The organism is Burkholderia sp. THE68, from assembly GCF_009938265.1.
GTDB lineage: Bacteria > Pseudomonadota > Gammaproteobacteria > Burkholderiales > Burkholderiaceae > Caballeronia.
Genome location: NZ_AP022318.1, coordinates 457,483 through 476,865 on the forward strand (window position 1 = coordinate 457,483; position 19,383 = coordinate 476,865).

19 protein-coding genes are annotated in these 19,383 nt (G+C 64.8%); 11 read left to right on the forward strand and 8 right to left on the reverse strand.

Going from position 1 to position 19,383, the window contains the following annotated elements; genetic code table 11:
• Positions 1-39: 39 nt before the first annotated feature.
• From BTHE68_RS28045 to BTHE68_RS28060, 4 genes are read right to left on the reverse strand one after another with little or no spacing between them, the layout of a single operon-like run.
• Complete coding sequence (locus BTHE68_RS28045) at positions 40-1,254, reverse strand: SfnB family sulfur acquisition oxidoreductase (RefSeq protein WP_162069562.1); 1,215 nt, start codon at positions 1,252-1,254, stop codon at positions 40-42.
• A gap of 7 nt (positions 1,255-1,261) precedes the next feature.
• Positions 1,262-2,593, reverse strand: a complete 1,332-nt coding sequence (locus BTHE68_RS28050) for an LLM class flavin-dependent oxidoreductase (RefSeq protein WP_162069563.1) — start codon at positions 2,591-2,593, stop codon at positions 1,262-1,264.
• A complete protein-coding gene (locus BTHE68_RS28055; RefSeq protein WP_162069564.1) occupies positions 2,590-3,786 on the reverse strand; it encodes an LLM class flavin-dependent oxidoreductase in 1,197 nt (398 codons plus the stop codon). Before BTHE68_RS28055 ends, BTHE68_RS28050 begins: the two co-directional genes overlap by 4 nt.
• A complete protein-coding gene (locus BTHE68_RS28060) occupies positions 3,783-5,447 on the reverse strand; it encodes a rhodanese-like domain-containing protein (RefSeq protein ID WP_162069565.1) in 1,665 nt (554 codons plus the stop codon). Before BTHE68_RS28060 ends, BTHE68_RS28055 begins: the two co-directional genes overlap by 4 nt.
• A gap of 242 nt (positions 5,448-5,689) precedes the next feature.
• Here BTHE68_RS28060 and BTHE68_RS28065 point away from each other — a divergent pair, with 242 nt between their 5' ends.
• Together BTHE68_RS28065 and BTHE68_RS28070 are read left to right on the forward strand one after the other, a co-directional pair.
• Positions 5,690-5,947, forward strand: a complete 258-nt coding sequence (locus tag BTHE68_RS28065) for a YlcI/YnfO family protein (RefSeq protein ID WP_061177984.1) — start codon at positions 5,690-5,692, stop codon at positions 5,945-5,947.
• Positions 5,944-6,918, forward strand: a complete 975-nt coding sequence (locus tag BTHE68_RS28070) for an FkbO/Hyg5 family chorismatase (RefSeq protein WP_162069566.1) — start codon at positions 5,944-5,946, stop codon at positions 6,916-6,918. The genes BTHE68_RS28065 and BTHE68_RS28070 overlap by 4 nt, the downstream gene beginning before the upstream one ends.
• Here BTHE68_RS28070 and BTHE68_RS28075 read toward each other — a convergent pair.
• A complete protein-coding gene (locus BTHE68_RS28075) occupies positions 6,910-7,779 on the reverse strand; it encodes a LysR family transcriptional regulator (RefSeq protein ID WP_162069567.1) in 870 nt (289 codons plus the stop codon). The two genes, BTHE68_RS28070 and BTHE68_RS28075, sit on opposite strands and share 9 nt — an antisense overlap.
• 88 nt (positions 7,780-7,867) lie before the next feature.
• On the opposite strand from BTHE68_RS28075, the gene BTHE68_RS28080 reads away from it, so the two are divergent.
• Genes BTHE68_RS28080 through BTHE68_RS28090 form a run of 3 tightly spaced genes read left to right on the forward strand, consistent with a single transcriptional unit; the run spans position 7,868 to position 9,461 of the window.
• Positions 7,868-8,794 (forward strand): DMT family transporter, encoded by a 927-nt coding sequence (locus BTHE68_RS28080; RefSeq protein WP_162069568.1) that lies wholly within the window; start codon positions 7,868-7,870, stop codon positions 8,792-8,794.
• 59 nt (positions 8,795-8,853) lie between these two features.
• Positions 8,854-9,141, forward strand: a complete 288-nt coding sequence (locus BTHE68_RS28085; RefSeq protein ID WP_162069569.1) for a type II toxin-antitoxin system CcdA family antitoxin — start codon at positions 8,854-8,856, stop codon at positions 9,139-9,141.
• Positions 9,141-9,461, forward strand: coding sequence for a CcdB family protein (locus tag BTHE68_RS28090; RefSeq protein WP_061177981.1), 321 nt, complete (start codon positions 9,141-9,143; stop codon positions 9,459-9,461). The genes BTHE68_RS28085 and BTHE68_RS28090 overlap by 1 nt, the downstream gene beginning before the upstream one ends.
• Before the next feature lie 14 nt (positions 9,462-9,475).
• On the opposite strand, the gene BTHE68_RS28095 is transcribed toward BTHE68_RS28090, so the two are convergent.
• Positions 9,476-10,381, reverse strand: a complete 906-nt coding sequence (locus BTHE68_RS28095; RefSeq protein WP_162069570.1) for a LysR family transcriptional regulator — start codon at positions 10,379-10,381, stop codon at positions 9,476-9,478.
• A gap of 125 nt (positions 10,382-10,506) precedes the next feature.
• Here BTHE68_RS28095 and BTHE68_RS28100 point away from each other — a divergent pair, with 125 nt between their 5' ends.
• From BTHE68_RS28100 to BTHE68_RS28120, 5 genes are all read left to right on the forward strand, one after another.
• A complete protein-coding gene (locus tag BTHE68_RS28100; protein ID WP_162069571.1) occupies positions 10,507-12,633 on the forward strand; it encodes a 3-hydroxyacyl-CoA dehydrogenase NAD-binding domain-containing protein in 2,127 nt (708 codons plus the stop codon).
• Between the two features lie 32 nt (positions 12,634-12,665).
• Positions 12,666-13,844, forward strand: a complete 1,179-nt coding sequence (locus BTHE68_RS28105; protein WP_162069572.1) for an acyl-CoA dehydrogenase family protein — start codon at positions 12,666-12,668, stop codon at positions 13,842-13,844.
• A 12-nt stretch (positions 13,845-13,856) separates the two neighbouring features.
• Positions 13,857-14,996: an acyl-CoA dehydrogenase family protein gene (locus tag BTHE68_RS28110; RefSeq protein ID WP_162069573.1), complete on the forward strand. Its 1,140-nt coding sequence runs from the start codon at positions 13,857-13,859 to the stop codon at positions 14,994-14,996.
• Positions 14,997-15,012: 16 nt separating this feature from the next.
• Complete coding sequence (locus tag BTHE68_RS28115; RefSeq protein ID WP_225936682.1) at positions 15,013-15,267, forward strand: hypothetical protein; 255 nt, start codon at positions 15,013-15,015, stop codon at positions 15,265-15,267.
• Between the two features lie 142 nt (positions 15,268-15,409).
• Positions 15,410-16,447: an alpha/beta fold hydrolase gene (locus BTHE68_RS28120; protein ID WP_162069574.1), complete on the forward strand. Its 1,038-nt coding sequence runs from the start codon at positions 15,410-15,412 to the stop codon at positions 16,445-16,447.
• A gap of 15 nt (positions 16,448-16,462) precedes the next feature.
• On the opposite strand, the gene BTHE68_RS28125 is transcribed toward BTHE68_RS28120, so the two are convergent.
• Positions 16,463-17,251 (reverse strand): peptidoglycan DD-metalloendopeptidase family protein, encoded by a 789-nt coding sequence (locus BTHE68_RS28125; RefSeq protein ID WP_232078117.1) that lies wholly within the window; start codon positions 17,249-17,251, stop codon positions 16,463-16,465.
• Positions 17,252-17,356: 105 nt separating this feature from the next.
• Positions 17,357-17,650 carry a hypothetical protein gene (locus tag BTHE68_RS28130; protein ID WP_162069575.1) on the reverse strand — a complete coding sequence of 98 codons (294 nt, stop codon included), beginning with the start codon at positions 17,648-17,650 and terminating at the stop codon, positions 17,357-17,359.
• 202 nt (positions 17,651-17,852) lie between these two features.
• Here BTHE68_RS28130 and BTHE68_RS28135 point away from each other — a divergent pair, with 202 nt between their 5' ends.
• Positions 17,853-19,376, forward strand: a complete 1,524-nt coding sequence (locus tag BTHE68_RS28135) for a sensor domain-containing diguanylate cyclase (protein WP_162069576.1) — start codon at positions 17,853-17,855, stop codon at positions 19,374-19,376.
• The last annotated feature ends 7 nt before the right edge of the window (positions 19,377-19,383 follow it).

The window sequence follows — 19,383 nt, forward strand, 5'->3', positions numbered from 1 at the left end:
GCTCATGCGAAAAGGCGCGCCGTGGAGCGCGCCTTTTTTTCACTCATCGATCGCTGTATAAGGATGCGCGTACGTGAACGGATCACACAGCAGCTCATTCAACGCAAACTGCCCCACCGCGTGATACTTCCACCGCACGCTGTCGTGCAGCGTGTGCGTTCTTGCATTGCGCCAGTGCCGGTCGAGGTTATGCGTGTCCAGTGTCGATTGCGTGCCCGCCAGTTCAAAGAGCTTGCTGGCGGCATCGAGTGCGAACTGCGTCGTGAGTATCTTCGCCTCGGCCGTGGCGACGATCGCCGCAGCCACATCGGCGCGCCCGTCTGCGTCACGCGCGGCATCGATCGACGCGGCGGCACGCGCCGTCAGCGCCTGCGCCGCGTGATAGTCGACCGTCAACGAGCCGATGTCGCGCAACGTGTAGGGATCGTCGACCGCGCGCGTCGTAGCGCTGCCACGCGCCGGATGCGATAACGCCTTCAGGAACCGCTTCGTATCGTCGAGCGCCGCGCGCCCGATGCCCAGGTCGATCGCCGCATGAATGAGCTGCGATACCGCGTTCGCCGCGTCGATATGTCCGCTTTGGCCACGCTTCACGATCTGCAATGCATCGAGTTCGACGTGATCGAGCCGCACCTGGCCGCTCGCCGTCGTGCGCTGACCGAAGCCCGACCAGTCGTCGATGACCTCGACGCCGCGCGCGTGCCGTGGGACGAATGCGGTGACGGTCAGGCCATCGTCGTCGCGCGCCGCGACCGGAATCCAGTCGGCGAACAGCGCGCCCGTCGAATAGACCTTGCGGCCGGAGAGCACGAAGCCGCTTGCGCTGCGATGCACGCGCGTCTCGTGCTCGGAAGGCAAGCGATCGCCCGGCTCCGCGGTGGCGTTGCCGAAACGTTCTCCCGCGAGCGCGCGAGAAAAGAAGAAATCCTGCTGGCTCGGCGTGCCGTCATGCCGAAGACGTTCGAGCGTGGCGAAATGATTTTGCGGAATCTGTCCAAGCGACGAATCCGCCGCCGATATCAGCTCGAACACGTCGGCGATCGTGCGTACGGAAACATCCGCGCCGCCGAACGCGCGCGGGACGCTGATGCCCCACAATCCCGACGCGCTGAATGCCTCGACTTCGTTCACGGGCAAATGCCGCTCACGGTCGCGATGCGATGCTTCAACGGCAAATTCACGCGCAAGCCGACGCGCGATTTCGATTGCTTCGTTATCCGATTTGATGATGCTGGCGCGATGAATGCTGTTCATGGTGTCCTCACGCCGCACGCGCCGCACGCGCATACTGACTGTCAGGCCGCGGCAAGCCCAGATGTTCCCGCAACGTCGTGCCTTCGTAATCGCGCCGGAAGATGCCCTTCTTCTGCAACAGCGGCACGATATGATCGACGAACGCCGCAAGCCCGGAAGGGAACACATCCGCGTTCAGGTTGAAGCCGTCCGCGCCGCGCTCGTTGAACCAGCGCGCGATATCGTCGGCGATCTGCTCCGGTGTGCCGACGATGATCCGATGTGCGCCCGGATTGCGATCCAGCAGATCGCGCACGGTGAGGTTCTCGCTTTCCGCGAGCGCAATCGTCGAATCGATGAAGCCACGCGAGAGATCCGAGCGCGCAACCTTTCCGATCAGCTCATAAGGCAGCGCCGCATCGATATGCAGATCGTCCGGCGCGAGGCCGAGCGCGCCCGCAAGACGCGCGACTTCGCGATCGGTATCGAGCAGCGCATCGAGTTCGGCCTTGCGTTCGCGCGCTTCGCGCTCGGTCCCGCCAATCACCGGATACAAACCCGGCAGCAGCAGAAAATGATCCGGATTGCGTCCATGCAGACGCACGCGCTCCTTCATCTCCGCATAGAAGGTCTGCGCCGTCGGCAAAGTGGTTTGCGCGGTGAACACGGCATCGGCGAAACGTGCGGCCAGCGCGCGGCCGCCTTCGGACGAACCCGCCTGCACGAGCACCGGCCGCCCTTGCGGACTGCGCGGCACGGTAAGCGGACCGCGCACCGAAAAGTAAGTCCCGCGATGCTCGATCGCATGCACGCGCGATGGATCGGCATAGCGGCCGGTCGTTCGATCGGCGACGAAGGCATCGTCTTCCCAGCTATCCCACAGCTTCGTCACCACTTCGACGAACTCCTGCGCGCGCGCATAGCGTTCGTCGGTCGTGAGCGGCACGTCGTGGCTGAAGTTCGCGGCGGCGGCCGCATCGTAGGTAGTGACCGCGTTGAAGGCAACTCGCCCGCCGCTCAGATGGTCGACGGATGCGAAGCGCCGCGCAAGATTGAAGGGATCGTTGAAGGTCGTCGAAGCCGTGGCGATCAGGCCGACATGCGTCGTCGCGCCCGCGAGCGCGGTCAGCAGCACGGTCGGTTCCAGCGCCTGCGACGGCCCTTCGGCGTGATTGCGCAGCGCGAGCAGATCGGAGAGAAACACCGCATCGAGCTTGCCGCGCTCGGCGATCGACGCGATTTCCTTGAAGAAATTCAGATCGATGATCGAGCGCGGATTATCGAGCGTGCGCCATCCGGCAGGATGGCGTCCGACGCCGGTGATGTTGGTGTTCAGATGCAGTTGGCGCGTGTGGCTCATGACGTCGTATGAAGAAGCGGTTGATGGTCCGATGCGGGAACGCGCAAGCCTGCTTCGACGAGCAGCGGCAGTACCGCATCGCCGAAATACGCGAGATCGGGTTCGAAGTCGAAGAAGGTGAGCTGCACGCCGTCGCATCCGGCGCGCTTCAACGCGAGCAACTGCTCGACGATCCGCTCGGGCGAGCCGATCAGATGCAGGTTGCCGCCGAGAATGCGCTGCTCGCGCTTGTGCTGCGCCCACGCTTTCGCATCGCTTTTGCCGTGCATGCCGACAAAGCCATCGAGCGCGCCTTCGTCGGCATGCGCGACGATCGCGTCGTGATACTCGCGCGCCTCGCGCTCGGTCGGCCGGCACACGATGGTCGGATTGATCAGCGTGCGGACACGGCGGTTCACGCGTTGCGCGCTCTCGCGAATCGTCGCGGTATGCGCGGGCAAGGCCGCGATGGCGTCATCGAAGGCCGCGCCTGCCGGGCTCGTGATGAAGATGAGGTCCGAATGCCGCACGGCGTAATCGATGCCCGCCGCCGACCCCGTCGCATTCACCAGCACAGGGCGATGAAAGCGCGGACGCGGACTCACGAACGCATCGTTCAGTTGCCAGTGCTTCGTCCTGATGTGCTGGTTCGCGTCGCTGCGCCAGAGCGTGTCGAGCACGCCGACGAACTCCGCCGCGCGCACATAGCGTTCGTCGTGCTCGATCATCGGCTGGCCGAACATCGCCCATTCGCTCGCCACGTGTCCGGTCACCAGATTGATGCCCCAGCGGCCGCCCGAGATGTGATCGAGCGTCGCGCCGAACTTCGCGAGATGCAGCGGATGCCACGGACCATAGAGCGCGTGCACGGTCGAGATCAGCAGGATGCGCTCGGTGATCGCGGCGAGCGCGCTGGTCGCGATGAACGCATCGAGCGATTGCTCGCGATACTTGAGCGCGCCGCCGTGCCCGTTCTTGCCGAGCCATTGCGCGAGGCCGAACACGAGATCGAAGCCGAGCGCCTCGGCCTTTTGCGTGAGGCGCGCGTTGTAGTCGAAGCGCCAGTCGGTGCCGCGCGGCAGCGTCGAGATGGACCAGCCGCCGTTCTGGATCGGCAGGAACAAGCCGAGCATCAGCGGTTGCTGAAACGCCGCATGCAGCGGGCTGCCGGGGATGTCGGCGGGGCTGGTGGTACCGTCGAACGCGGCTGTCATACGATGCTCTCCTTCAGCGCGCTCAGACGCGCGTGGCTGCGCTTCGCCGTCGCCGTGCCGAAGTCGAGCACGTCGATCGAGGCGATCGCGTCGCGCTCCAGTTGCGCGACGAGTTGCAGTTCCCATGCGAGATACGCGTTCATCTGTTCGGCGACGCGGCCCGGTTCGGCGTGATAGGGGCTGTACCAGGCGTCGTCGTCGGCGGTGAGGTTATGCGTGTCGCCCGAGTCGAGCGGCAGGCCGAGCGCGCTCCAGCGGCGCGTGCCGCCGGTCAGCGCGGCGATCTCCGGCCGCTGCTGCGCGAGTTCGGCGGCGACGAGACTGGCGAGCACGCCATCCTCCGACGTGAGCACGAGTTGCGTGCCCCGCGCGAAGTCATGCAGACGCGCAGGCAGCTCGCTTGCGGCGATGAAGCGCGCGCCGCTCACGTGGCCGCGCCTGAACGCGAGACTGCTGTCGATATCGATCGCCTGCGCCGTGCCTGCTTCGATCGCCTCGCGCAACTGGTCCGGCTCTATCCAGCGCGTGCGCGCGCCATGCGGCCGCACGGCGAGCGGCTCGGGACCGGCTTCGAGCGCGTCGGCGGTGAGCGCGGCGCTGGCGGCGTCGTCGAGCACGCGCACGTCGAGATAGCCAAGCTGCTTCAGCCACGATGCGGTCATGCGGGCGCGCACGCCGTCATCGTCGCGCAACACCACGCGCGCGTGCAGCGTGCCGATGTATTCGTCGGTCGCCTGCACGAGCTGACCGCCCGGCGCCGAGCGCCAGCCCGACGGATGACCCGCTTCGTATTCGAGCGGATCGCGCACGTCGAAGCGATACAGCGTGCGCTCGCCGCTTTCGCGCTCCAGCGCGGCGAGCGTCTCGCGATCGATCACGGGCACGCCCGCCTTGCGCGCGGCGGCCCCGGCGAGCTCGCGCGCGACGGCGAGCGTGGCCGCATCGGGACGCGGCGCGGTGCGGATGTTGCCGTGCTCGAGTTCGAGACCCGCGAGCAGCCACGACATCGAGCCGCCCGTCAGCGCCGCGACCGGATTCGGCACGCCCGCATTGATGAGCGACTGCGCGCCGAGGATGCTGCGCGTGCGGCCCGCGCAATTCACGACGATCAGCGTCTCGGGCGACGGCGCCGCCGCGAGCGCGCGATAGACGAGCTCCACGCCCGCGCAGTCGATGCCGCCGGGAATGTTCATCGTGTTGAATTCGCCGAAAGGACGCGAGTCGAGCACGACGAGATCGTCGCCCGCGTCCTGGTGCGCCTTCAGTGTCTCGGCGTCGATGTTGGGCGTATGCAGTTCGTGTTCGATCACTTCGCCGAAGGCCTTGCCGGGCACGTTGGTGCCGCTGAAGACCTCGAAGCCCGAGTTCTCCCAGCCGTCGACGCCGCCTTCGAGTATCGACACATCCGTATAGCCCCAGCGCGCGAGCAGGGCGGCGGCGCGCGGCGTGTGCTCGCCGTGCGTGTCGACGAGCACGATGGGCGTGCCGCGCCTCGGCACGAGCCGCGCGATCACGAGCCCGAGCCGTCCGACCGGCGCGACCGACGAATAGAACAGCCGCCTTCGCGCCGACACGCCTTCCTCGCGGACATCGAGCACGGCGAGTTCGGAACGTTGAGCGATGAGCGTGCGCAATTGCGCGGGAGACACGAAGCGGGACATGGGCGAGAATCCTGTGTAGGCGACATCGACGGGGAGCGCCTGCTCCAGCGGCGTCGTGGGGAAGAAAAAGGATCATCTTCGTCGCGCAGGCTGGCATCGCAAACCGATCATTTCACGGATGCTTTTGAATGAATCGATGCTTTGAATAGCTGCGTAGGTGCGAACGTGCCGGACGCGTATGGTATAAGCACCGCATGCGCGCGCCCGCTCGCGGCGCGCAACGAACGTGACAGGAGCATGCAGTGAGAAGGACCGCCGAAAACAAGTTGAAGGTGGTCGCAGTGCGGGTCGATCCACAATTCGAGCAACGGCTGCGACTATTGGCAGAGGTGACGGGACGCAAGCAATCGTTCTTTCTTCAGCAGATGATCGAGAACGGCATCGGCGCACTGGAAGAGACGTGGCTGCCGGCCGACGTGCTCGAACAGGTCCGCAGCGGCGCGCTGCCGGTGCGGGACGAGAGCGTGGGCACCGCCGACCTCTTCGGTGACGAGGCATGATCGAATCGCGCTTCGCCGGGCTCGACGCGCCATCCGGCGACGGTGCACTCGCGCGCATCGTCTTCGGCGCGACGAGCGGCCGGCCGGGCATCGAGAACGGCGTGCCGACGCTGCCTCTCAGGATGGCCGACGACGCGCGCGAAGGCTTCGCCGAAATCTGGCGCAGCGCCGGGCCGGTCCGCAGCGGTACCGTCAACGATCTGGTGTTCGCTCACGACGACACATTCCTCTTTTGCGCCGGCTTCATCCCGTTGTCCGGCCGATACACCGAGGCCACGCGCCAGGCCTACACCGATGCCTTCGCGCTCGTCAGCGAACTGAACTTTCCGAAGATCTTTCGCATGTGGAACTTCATTCCCCATATCAATGGCGAAAATGGGGAAGGGCTGGAGGTGTATCGCGATTTCTGCCGTGGCCGCGCCGTCGCATTCGAACAGGATTACGCGCACGCATCGGGCATGCCGGCGGCGACGGGCATCGGCACGTGGGGCGAGGGCGTCGGCTTCTACTTTCTCGCGTGCCGCGACGGCGCGCTGCGGCACATCGAGAATTCGCGTCAGACGCCCGCGTATGAGTACCCGCAGCGTTACGGTCCGAAGTCGCCGAGTTTCGCGCGCGGCACGCTGCTGGGCGACACGCTGTTCGTATCAGGCACGGCCAGCATTCTCGGACACGAGACGATGCACGAGGGCGATCTCGAACGGCAGTGGAGCGTCGCGATCGGCAACATCGCGCATCTGATCGGCGCGGATAATCTCGAAGCGCAAGGCGTGGACGGCGGTTATACACTGCGCGATCTCGACCAGATCAAGGTGTACTACCGGCATGCGGCGGATCTGCCTGCCGTGACGAAACTGGCGCGAGCCGCGTTTCATCCGGATGCGAGCATCCGCTATCTGCAAGTGGATATCTGCCGCGCCGATCTGCTCGTCGAGATGGAAGGCATTGCGTCACATCGGCGCTCAGACTGAGGCCGATTGCCTGAGCGTCTTCACGAGCAGGCTGTGCAGGCTATCCACGGCTTTCGAGCCGCGCGAGTCGCGGCTTCGATACACTGCCACTTCCATCGGTTCGAGCGGCCCGAGGCCTTCGTCGCTGCCCAGAATCCGCAGATGTCCCGGCGCGCTGCATTGCGTCAGCGCCGCGACGGCCAGACCGCTTTCGACGGCGGCGATCTGACCGGCCAGACTCGAACTGTTGTAGACCACCTTGTAGCGGCGTCCTTGCTGCGCGAGCGAATTGATCGCACCGCGCCGCGCGAGGCTCGCGCTTTCGTAGACGGCGATCGGCAACGGATCGCGCCGCCATAGCTCGAATTGCGCCGCGCCCACCCACACCAGCGGTTCATGGAACAGCAGCGTGCCGCGTCGGCCATGGTCGCGCGACACGAGCGCGATATCGAGTTCGCCGTTCGCAACCCGCGGGATGAGCGATGTCGACTGCTCGCAGATCAGTTCGATCTCGACGCCGCTATGGCGCGGCGCGAAGCGTTTGAGCACGGGCGTCAGATACTTCGCCGCGTAGTCGTCCGGCACGCCGAGCCTCACGCGGCCGGTGAGTTGCTCGCCTTGCAGCGCAACCTGGGCTTCCGCATGCAGATCCAGAATGCGGCGTGCGTAGCCGAGCAGCGTCTGCCCGTCGTGCGTGAGTTCCAGCGTGCGCGAGCCGCGCTCGATGAGCCGCAGTCCCAGCGCGCTTTCGAGCTTCTTCAACTGCATGCTCACCGCCGATTGCGAGCGATGCACTTCGCCCGCCGCGCTAGACAGCGAACCCGCGTCGACGACCGCGACGAAGCACTTGAGCCAGTCCGTTTGCAGATCGTGTCGTTTCATCAGTCCAGGAAGATGCTTTCGATAATCGAATGGATAGTGTTCGAATTATGCGCTTTTCGTTCGACCAGCCGCGGCACACACTGCGTCCATGAATACGAACCCGACATCGCCTCGGACGGCATCGCGCTTCGCGGTGCGCGCGCAAACACACCGCGCGGCAGGCGCCTGGCCCTTTCTTCTCGGCTGCGCGCTGCTCGGCACGATCGGCATTTTTCTGCACGAAGCCAAAGCCGATCCCTTGACGGCGACGTGGTTCCGCTGTGCATTCGGCTTGCTGGGGATGAGCGTCTGGGTCGTGCTGCGTGGGCAAACGCGGTTTCTGCGCCTGACGCGCGAGACGGCTTCGTGGGTGCTCGCCGCCAGCGTGCTGATGGTCTTGAGCTGGTCGCTGTTCTTCAGCGCGGTCGAGCGCATTTCGGCGGGCGTGGCCATCGTGCTGTTCCATGTTCAGCCGATGTGGGTGCTGGTGCTCGCATCGTGCCTGCTGAAGGAGGCGATCGGCGGGCAGCGCATCGCGGCGGTATCGGTCGCGATGATCGGACTCGTCATGGCAACGGGCATCGTCGAGCACAGCGCAAGCGGCTCGCTCGAACCGGGCTACTGGATCGGCGTCGCCGCGTGTCTGGCGGGGTCGCTGTGCATGGCGTGCGTGACCATCATCGCGAAACGCTTGCGCGAACTGCCCGCCGGCACGCTCGCGTGGTGGCAATGCGCGGTCGGCACGCTGCTCCTGTGGGTCTGGCCGATGCAGCAGGGCTGGCCCGCGTGGGGCATCTCGTGGGCGTGGCTCGCGGGGCTCGGGCTGATCCACACCGGCCTCGCGTACACGCTGATGTATATCGGCATGGCGCGACTCGATACGGCGCGCGTCGCGGTGTTCCAGTTCGTCTATCCGGCGGTGGCCATCGTCATCGACTGGCTGTATTTCGATCAGCGTCTGAGCGGCGTGCAACTCGCGGGCGTCGTGGGGATGTCGGTGGCGATCTGGTTCGCGGAGCGGGGGCGGGGCGGGTGACGCAAGCAGTCGTCTGTGTGCGATACTATGAACATTGTTTATGCACATAGGGGATGCACATGGCCCACGCTTTCGTTACGCGCGCGGACCTTCAGTCGACAGTCCAGCCCGAGAGAGGCGCCAAAGTCACACGCAAGCCAACCAACGTTTCTCTGCCGTCGGATCTGCTGGAGCGCGCCAGGGAACTCAACGTCAATGTTTCGCGTGCGAGCGAACGCGGGTTGCGTGAAGAGGTTCAGGAAGTCGAGGCCCGCCAGTGGGCCGAGCAAAACGCCGAACTCGTAAAGGCCTACACCGCGATGGTGGAGCGGGAAGGCCTGCCTTTGGCGAAATATCGGACGTTCTGATGGCTCGTTTTGACCTCTATCTCAACCCCAACGAAGATTCGCGAAACAGCACACCCTACGTGGTCGATGTACAAAGCGATCATGTCGGCAGTCTGCCGACTCGCGTGGTGATTCCCCTACGGCGTTCGAACCTTCTGGGCTACACGGGCGCGCCATCCGATCTGCTCCCGAGCTTCGTGATCGACGGCGAAGACTGTTTTCTGGACACGCCAGCGATGGCCGCCGTTCCGGCCGGTGTGCTTGGCAAAAGGATCGGATCGCTTGGTGAATTCCGTGGCCTGATTGCTGACGCGCGAGATCGACTCTTCGGCGGATACTGACGGCGCACGCCCCTTCAACGCCGCCCGCGCCCCGCCTTCTGCGCGCGATCCAGCATGAACTCGATGAACGCCAGCGTCGCGCGCGTGTGGTGCCGATTCGGCATGTACAGCATGTACATATGCGTGCCGAAGATGCTGAGCCGCCATTCATCGAGCGCCGTGACGACCTCACCGCGCCGCATGTCTTCCATCACGACGTAATCCGGCACGATCCCGACGCCCAGCCCCGCGAGAATCGCCTCGCGCAGAAACAGAAAATTCTCCGAGATCAGGCTCGGCTCCAGCATCACCTCATGACGTTCGTCGTCGAGATAGGCGGCGACGCGCGTCTGCTTGCCGACCACCGTCGCGGTGATCACCGGCGCGACGCGCAGTTCTTCGAGCCGCGTCGGCATGCCGTGCTCCCCGGCATACGCCGACGACGCGCACGCGACATACCGCACCGGCCCCATGTCGCGCGCGACGAGGCTCGGCGGCGGCTCGGGCATCACGCGCACGGCGATATCGACTTCATCGCGCATCAGGTCTTCCACGCGATTTTCGAACATCACGTCGAGCACGATATCCGGATACTCGCGCTTGAACGCGATCAGCCATTCCGACATCACGAGTTGCCCGTAACCGCTCGGCACCGATAGCCGCACGCGTCCCTGCAGCCGCTGCCCGAGCGTCGACACCGATTCCTGCGCCGCCAGCAGCGCGTTCTGGATCGAGCGGCCGTGCTCGTAGAGCTTGAGGCCGAGTTCCGTCGGCTCGACGCGGCGCGTGGTCCGCCGCACGAGCTGCAAACCGACCGACTTTTCGAGCTGATTCAGGTGATAGCTGACATTGGCGCGGCTCATCTTGAGGCGGCGCGCCGCTTCGCTCAGATTGCCCGCATCGAGGATTTCGACCAGAAGCGTGAGTTCGTTGACATCCACAGCAATCTCGATTGTCAAATGCGATTTGACAGTCTGTCAACGGTCGCTGTAATTGTCAAGGATGCCTTTCCCCGCGAGAATGCTTGCACGCCAAACTGCAAGAATCGGATCAGGAGACTTCCTTCATGACGCTTTCGAGCGCGCCGGAAACCATCGCTGTTCAACACGCATTGCGTGGCAGCGTCCTCGTCGTGACAATCGATCACGCTCCCGTCAACGCGCTCAATGCCGCCGTGCGGCGCGGCCTGATCGACGCGATCGAAACCGCCGACGCCAACCCGTCGGTGCGCGCGGTCCTGATCGTCGGAGCGGGGCGCAACTTCATCGCGGGCGCGGATATCCGCGAGTTCGGCAAGCCCGCGGTGCCGCCGTCGCTGCCCGAGGCGTGCAACCGCATCGAGGCGTGCGCGAAGCCGGTCGTCGCGGCGATTCACGGCGCGGCGCTCGGCGGCGGGCTGGAGGTCGCGCTGGCGTCGCATTACCGGATCGCGGTCGTTGGCGCGAAGCTCGGTCTGCCCGAAGTGCAACTGGGCCTGTTACCCGGCGCGGGCGGCACGCAGCGCTCGGCGCGTCTGATCGGCGCGCAGGCCGCGTTGTCGCTGATGCTGAGCGGGCGTCATGTCGGCGCGGAGGACGCGCTGCGGCTCGGTCTCGTCGATCGCGTCGGCCAGAGCGATGACGTGTTCGCCGAAGGACTCGCCTATGCACACGAACTGATCGCGACGCACGCCGCGCCGCGCCGCACGCGAAACGCGCGCGGTCTCGCGGACAAGGAAGCCAGCGCGGCCGCGATCGCCGCCGCGCGCGCGGATACGCAGAAGAAATCGCGCGGTTTGCTGTCGCCGCTGAAGATCGTCGACTGCGTGGAAGCGGCGTTGAATCTCCCGTTCGACGAAGGGCTGCGCTTCGAGCGTGAACAGTTTCTCGAATGCCGTGAAAGTCCGCAGCGCGCGGGACTCGTGCATGCGTTCTTCGCCGAGCGCGAGGCGCAGAAGTCGCCTGAAACGCGTGACGCGCAGGCGCGCGCGCTTCGCCTGATCGGCGTGATCGGCGGCGGGACGATGGGCGCGGGCATCGCCGTCGCGCTGCTCGACGCGGGCCTCGCGGTGACGATGATCGAACGCGACGACGCATCGCTCGAACGCGGCCGCGCGCACGTCGAAAAGGTCTACGACGGTCTTATCGCGAAGGGCCGCCTCACGCTCGAAGGCAAGGCGCAGGCGCTGGCAAATTTCCACGGCGACACGACCTACGACGCGCTCGCCGACGCCGATCTCGTCATCGAAGCGGTCTTCGAGGACATGGCGGTGAAGAAGGCGGTGTTCGCGCAACTCGATCGCGTGTGCAAGCCGGGCGCGGTGATCGCGACCAACACGTCGTATCTCGACATCGACGAGATCGCGGCAAGCATCTCGCGTCCGCAAGATGTGCTCGGGCTGCACTTCTTTTCGCCGGCGAACATCATGAAGCTGCTCGAAGTGGTCGTGCCCGCGCGCGTTGCCGCCGATGCCGTCGCGACCGGTTTCGAGCTGGCGAAGAAGCTGAAGAAGGTCGCGGTGCGCGCGGGCGTGTGCGACGGCTTCATCGGCAACCGCATGCTCGCCGTGTATCGCGCGGCGGCGGATCATCTGATGGAAGACGGCGCGTCGCCGTATCAGATCGATCAGGCCGTGCGCGACTTCGGCTTTCCGATGGGACCGTATCAGGTGATCGATCTCGCGGGCGCCGATATCGGCTGGGCGGCGCGCAAACGCCGCGCCCCGTCGCGCGATCCGAACGCGCGCTACGTGCGAATCGGCGACGAATTGTGCGAGCGCGGCTGGTTCGGCCAGAAGACGGGGCGCGGCTTCTATCGATACGAAGACGGCGCGCGCGTGGGCAAGCCCGATGCGGAAGTCGAGTCGATCATCGATGCCGAACGCAAGCGTGCGGGCGTGAGCCCGCGCGCATTCAGCGACGAGCAGATCGTGCGCCGCTACCTGGCCGCGATGATCAACGAAGGCGCGAATATCGTGCACGAAGGCACCGCGCAGCGCCCGCTCGATGTCGATGCCACGCTGATGCACGGCTTCGGCTTTCCGCGCTATCGCGGCGGCCCGATGCATTACGCGGATAGCATCGGCCTGGCGAACGTGTTCGCCGATATCCGCGAATTCGCGAAGGACGATCCGCTCTTCTGGCGCGCGTCGCCGCTGCTCGTCGATCTCGTCGAACGCGGCACGAACTTCGCGAGCCTGAACCAGTCGGCCTGAGGCCTTCGTCGAACTCATACGGAACAGCAATCATGGATCTGAAATTCACCGCAGACGAAGAGGCGTTTCGCGCCGACGTGCTGGACTTTGTGCGCACGTCACTGCCGGAACGCATCGCGCACAAGGCGCGCACCGGCGAGCACCTCACGCGCGACGACATGGCGCAATGGCACGGCATTCTCAATGCAAAAGGCTGGCTCGCGAATCACTGGCCGCAGCAATACGGTGGTCCTGGCTGGAGCGCGGTGCAGAAGTTCATCTTCGAGAACGAATGCGCGATTGCAGGCGCGCCGCGCATCGTGCCCTTCGGCGTAAACATGCTCGGGCCGGTGCTCATCAAATACGGCAGCGAGGCGCAGAAACGTCACTGGCTGCCGCGCATTCTCGACGGCACCGACTGGTGGTGCCAGGGCTATTCGGAACCGGGCGCGGGCTCCGATCTCGCGTCGGTACGCACGACGGCCGTGCGCGCGATGGAGAACGGTGAGGAGCATTACATCGTCAATGGTCAGAAGACGTGGACCACGCTCGCTCAATACGCGAACATGATCTTCTGTCTCGTTCGCACGTCGCAGGATGCGCGCAAGCAGGAAGGCATCAGCTTTCTGTTGATCGACATGAACACGCCCGGCGTCGAAGTGCGGCCGATCATCACGCTCGATGGCGAACACGAAGTCAACGAAGTGTTCTTCACCGATGTGCGCGTGCCCGTTGCGAATCTCGTCGGCGAGGAGAACAAGGGCTGGACCTATGCGAAGTATCTGCTGACCTACGAGCGCACGAACATCGCCGGCGTGGGCTTTTCCGTCGCGGCGCTGGGCCGTCTGAAAGCGGCGGCGAGCAAGGCGCAGTGCAATGGCCGCGCGCTCATCGACGATCCCTTGTTCGCGGCGCGGCTCGCGCGTGTCGAGATCGATCTGGAGAACATGAAGACGACGAATCTGCGTGTGCTCGCGGCGGTTGCGGGCGGCGGCGCGCCGGGCGCGGAAAGCTCGATGCTGAAGATTCGCGGCACGGAGATTCGCCAGGAAATCTCGTCGCTGATGCGTCGCGCGATGGGCCCATATGCGCAGCCCTTCTTCGACGACGACAGCGACGCCGAGGCGTCGAACGCGGCGTCGCAGTACTTCAACAATCGCAAGCTGTCGATCTTCGGTGGCTCCAACGAGATTCAGAAGAACATCATCGCGAAGATGATGCTCGGCCTTTAAAGGATTCGCACGATGAACTTCCAGCACACGGACGACCGGCGCATGCTCGCGGACTCGCTGAACCGCTTCGTCGTCGAGCAATACGGGTTCGAGGCGCGGGACAGGATCGCGCGCTCGGATGAAGGTTTTAGCCGCGACATGTGGCAACGGTTCTGCGAGCTCGGCATCGTCGGCGCGTTCTTCGACGAAGCGGCTGGCGGCTTCGGCGGCGATGGCTTCGATGTCGCTGTCGTGTTCGAGGCGCTCGGGCGTGGGCTCGTCGTCGAGCCGTTTCTCGATGCGCTGATCGTCGGGCGCGCGCTCGCGCATGCGGGCAATGACACGCAGCGCGCGATCATCGCGAAGATGATCGACGGCGCCGCGATCGCGTCGTTCGCGCACGACGAACCCGGCTCGCACTACGAGCTTGCGCGCGTGAGCACGCGCGCCACGCGCCACGGCGACGGCTGGAAGCTGAACGGCGCGAAAGGCGTGGTGCAGCAGGCCGGGCATGCGGACGTGCTGCTCGTGTCGGCGCGCACGTCGGGCGGCGAATACGACACGGCTGGTATTTCGCTTTTCGTGGTGCCGCGCGATGCGCAAGGCGTGAGCGTGCGCGATCATCGCAAGATCGATGGCGGACGCGTGGCCGAGGTGTCGCTCGATGACGTCACGCTCGCCGTCGATGCGCTCGTCGGCAACGAAGGCGATGGATACGCGACACTGACGCATGCGATCGGTTACGGGCTCGTCGCGCTCGCCTCCGAAGCGGTCGGCGCGATGGATGTCGCGAAGGAGCATACGCTCGAGTATCTGCGCACGCGCAAGCAGTTCGGCGTGCCCATCGGCGCGTTTCAGGCGCTGCAGCATCGCATGGCCGATGTTCTGCTCGAAATCGAGCAGGCGCGCTCCGCTGCGATCAATGCGGCGGCGGCGGTCGGCGAAGCGGGTGTCGCGCGCGAGCGTGCGTTGTCGGCGGCGAAGGTTTCGATCGGGCGTATCGGCGCGCGCGTCGCGGAAGAGTCTATCCAGCTGCATGGCGGCATCGGCATGACTTGGGAGCTACCACTTTCTCATTACGCGAAGCGGCTCGTGATGATCGACCATCAATTGGGCGATGAAGATCATCATCTCGCGCGCTATATCGAACTGGGGCGCGCGGCGTCGAAGTGACCTGAGGACGACGACCATGCTGGCGATCATCGACAACAAGCTTCGGAGCGACGCGGCCAAACTCGCCGACAGGGACGATGCCACGCTCTGGCGCTGGTTCTCCGAACTCTACGAAGAAGGACGCATCCGCTGGTGTCGCTCGGCGCAAGGATGGCTCGTCAGCGTGGATCACAAGCATCTCGCGACGGAGCCGGACTTCGACAGCGCAATCCGCGCTTCACGCGAGCGCTATTACAGCGGCAGACTCAAGCGGGCCGAGCCGCGCGGCTGAAACGCGCTCGTTTGTATCGCAGTGTATCCACGCCGTGCGCCGATACATTGCGATTCACCGGCGCGCGCATTCGACATCAGCGAGATACGTCCACCGGTTCTAATGTCCCCAAGCCAACGTTGCATAACAAGGGGATACCACCATGTCGGACACGATCAATCTTCGCCGCCGCCGTTTGCTGGGCACCACCGTTGCCGGCATCGGCCTGCTCGAACTCGGCCTGAGCGGCCTTGCGGATGCGCAGACGGCAGGCGCGACGCGCGGCGCCGCCACGCTTCCCGCTTCGTTTGCGGACCTCAGGCACGTCGAGACCGCGACGCTCAGCATCGGGTACGCGCAAGCGGGGCCGTCGAACGGGCCGGTCGTGATCCTCGTGCACGGCTGGCCGTACGACATCCACAGCTTCGCCGAAGTCGCGCCGATGCTCGCAGCGGCGGGCTATCGCGTCATCGTGCCGTATCTGCGCGGCTACGGCGGGACGCGCATTCTCTCCGCCGACACGCCGCGCAACGGACAGCAGGCGGTGATCGCACGCGACATCATCGACATGATGGACGCGCTGAAGATCGACAAGGCGATTCTGGGCGGCTTCGACTGGGGCGCGCGGACGGTCAATATCATCGCGGCGTTGTGGCCGGAGCGCTGCAAGGCGATGGTGTCGGTGAGCGGCTATCTCATCGGCAGCCAGAAGGCCAACGAGACGCCGCTGCCGCCCAAGGCCGAACTCGCGTGGTGGTATCAGTTCTACTTCGCTACCGAGCGTGGCCGCGCGGGCTATGAAGCGAATCGCCACGAGTTCAACAAGCTGATCTGGCGTCTCGCATCGCCGCAATGGCGCTTCGACGACGCGACGTATGATCGCTCGGCCGCATCGTTCGACAATCCGGATCACGTCGCCATCGTGATTCACAACTATCGCTGGCGGCTCGGGCTGGCCCAGGGCGAGCCGCAGTTCGACGCGCTCGAAGCGCGCCTTGCCACCGCGCCGACGATCGCCGTGCCGACCATCACGATGGAAGGCGACGCGAACGGCGCGCCGCATCCCGAGCCTTCCGCCTACGCGAAGAAGTTCACGGGTCGATATCAGCATCGGAATATCGGCGGCGGCGTGGGGCATAACCTGCCTCAGGAAGCGCCGCGCGCCTTCGCCGATGCGATCATCGACGTCGCGCGGTTTTGACTGGTGCACGCCAGGTCATGAAGCGCAGTCGAACAGATACGGCAGCGGATCCACAGGCTGGCGATCCAGTCTCAGCTCGAACAGCAGCGAGGCCTGCCCCCCTGATTGATCGCCCATGATCGCGATCGGCTGCCCTTTGCTGACGTCATTGCCTTCTTTCACGAGAATGCTCTGGTTGTGGCCATAAGCGGTGAGGGAGCGGCTGTTATGTTTCAGAATCACAAGTCTGCCGTAGCCGGCGATCTGATTTCCGACGTAGACGACCCTGCCACTTTGCGCAGCACGGATCGTGTCTCCCGTCTTGCCGCCGATGATGATGGATTTCGTCCCATCGGAGCCGAAGCGCTTCAGAACGGGTCCCTTGATTGGCCACGCCAGCGCATCGGGGCGGCAGGGCGTTGCGTTCGGAGTCTGCTGCGTGGGACTGCCGGCGACGGCCGGCGATGCCGATGGCGGACCGACGCGCAGCAGTTGGCCAGGCGTCAGTGCAGCGATGGCTGAGAGTTCGTTCCAGTCTGCGATCGCAGTCGCGTCACGACCATAGGCGGCCGCGATGGAAGCAAGGGTATCGCCGGTCGTCGCACGATAGAAGCCGATGGGCGTGGACGGAACATCGAGGGCGGTCGTCTGCGGAGTGGGTTGAGCCGGACGCTGCGTGGGCGTTCGACTGGCGCATGCGCCCAGTATCAGGCTAAAGGCGACCGCCAGACACGTCGCGCGCATGCGATGCCGCGACTGCGGAGATTTGATCATTCTGGCTTGTGAAAATTCAGACGTCGGCATCGAGGATGCCTGGCGCATCATGACTGGAAATCGTATTCGTTCTGCGACGGCGAAACCTTCCACAGCGGGGAGGTTTCGCCATCTTCGATCAGTGCGTATAACGACTATGTGCGATATCGAAGAGGATCAGCGACGCTCGCCATTCTTGGCGAATTCGCCATCGTGGCCGCGCGTATCACGATGATCCCGATGCTCCGCGTGATGCTTGTGGCCGTTGTGATTGCCATTGTCGTGGTGGTAACCGTGATCCTTCGCGAAGGCGGCGCCAGTGAAGGTCAGCGCAACGGCGGCAAAAGCAGCGAGCTTGAATTTCATATAAATCTTTCTTTCCTGAATTAAAACGGTACGACGCGACGTTGCGCCATTTCGCCTAACGGCGCGCCGTCCTTTGGCGTTGACCTCCGGGCCATAAATTGACATTCGTTGACAATGCTAAGTATTACGAGATAAGAACGCGATTCAATGAGGGATCAGCCATCGCCCCTGATGCGATCAAACGCCCCGTTTTCCCCTCCCGCACCCAATCCAACCAAATAAGAGACAATATCGCCCTAGCTCGCTGACCGAGGACCGTGCCGAGCAAACATCAACTCGCGAGCCAGCATTCCGGGATATCCAAATAGTGGCAACCGAAAAACGCTTTTCCCCGAGTCTGACTACCCCAGCGCCTTCGCGGCAGCGATTCTCCGCGCCGAACATCATCGTGCTGTGCGGCACGCTCATCGCGCTCGTCATGGTGGCGCTCTGCGCGCTGGTGCTGTATCAGGGCAGGCTCGACGCACTCGATCGCGCGCGCGACACGTCGCGCAATCTCGCGTTGCTCGCCGAGCGCGATATCGAGCGCAATTTCGAGTTGTACGAGCTGTCCTTGCAGGCCGTCGTGGAAGGCGTGCAACGCGCCGATGTCATCGCGTTGCCGCCGCAACTGCGCAACGATGTCCTGTTCGATCGCGCCGCGACCGCCCGCGATCTCGGATCGATTCTCGTGCTCGACGCGAACGGCCAGATCGTCATCGATTCCGGCAGTCTGCCGCCACGTCAAGGCAACTTCGCGGACCGCCGCTATTTCACGGTGCAGCGGGATCATCCCGATACCGGTCTCTACATCAGCAGCCCCTACCAGTCGCGTCTGCGCGGCGGTGCGCCCAGCATCGCGCTCAGCCGCAGGCTGTCGCATCCGGACGGATCGTTCGCGGGCGTCGCGATGATCGCGGTGAATCTCGAATACTTTCGCAATCTTTTCGCGGGCCTTTCGCTCGGGCCGCACGGCGCCGTGTCGCTGATCGGTCAGGACGGCGTGATGTTCATGCGTCAACCCTTCGATGCGAACGTGATCGGCCGCGACATCAGCCATGCCGATACCTTCAGGCACTTTCGCGCGGCCGAACAAGGCAGCTTCAGCGAGATATCGTCGATCGACGGCAGGCGGCGTCTCTACTATTTCCGCAATTTTCCGAAGCTGCCGCTCATCATCATGGTGGCCGAGGGCGAAGACGACATCTACGCGGCATGGCATCGGCGCGCGATCATCATCGGTTCGTCGATGGGCGTGCTCGCCGCCGGTTTCATCGCGTTGTCGTTCGTGCTCGCCGCGCAATTCAGGCGGCGCATGCGCGCCGAATCGGAGCTGCAGTTGCTCGCGCGCACCGATGGCCTGACCGGGCTCCACAATCGCCGGACGCTGGGCGAGATTCTCGATCAGGAATGGCGCAGGGCGTGTCGCACGCGCAGTCTGTTTTCCCTGCTGTTCGTCGATATCGATCGCTTCAAGGCCTACAACGATGCCTACGGCCATCAGGCAGGCGACGACGCGCTCGCGGCCGTCGCGCGCTGCATCGGCGACAACATCCGGCGGCCCGGCGATACCGCTGCGCGCTATGGCGGCGAAGAATTCGTCGTCGTGTTGCCCGACACGCCGCCCGAGGGCGCGGCGCACATCGCGGAGCAGATTCGCGCGGCCATCAGCGATCTCTCGATCGAGCACGCGGGCAGCGAATTCGGCCGCGTCACGGCGAGCATCGGCCTTGCGAGCTGGCGGCCCGAACGCGACGACGACGTGCGCTCGCTCATCCGCGCCGCCGACGAAGCGCTCTACGACGCGAAGGCATCCGGGCGAAACCGGGTCATGCGGGCGAGTCCGGCCTGAAGCGCGT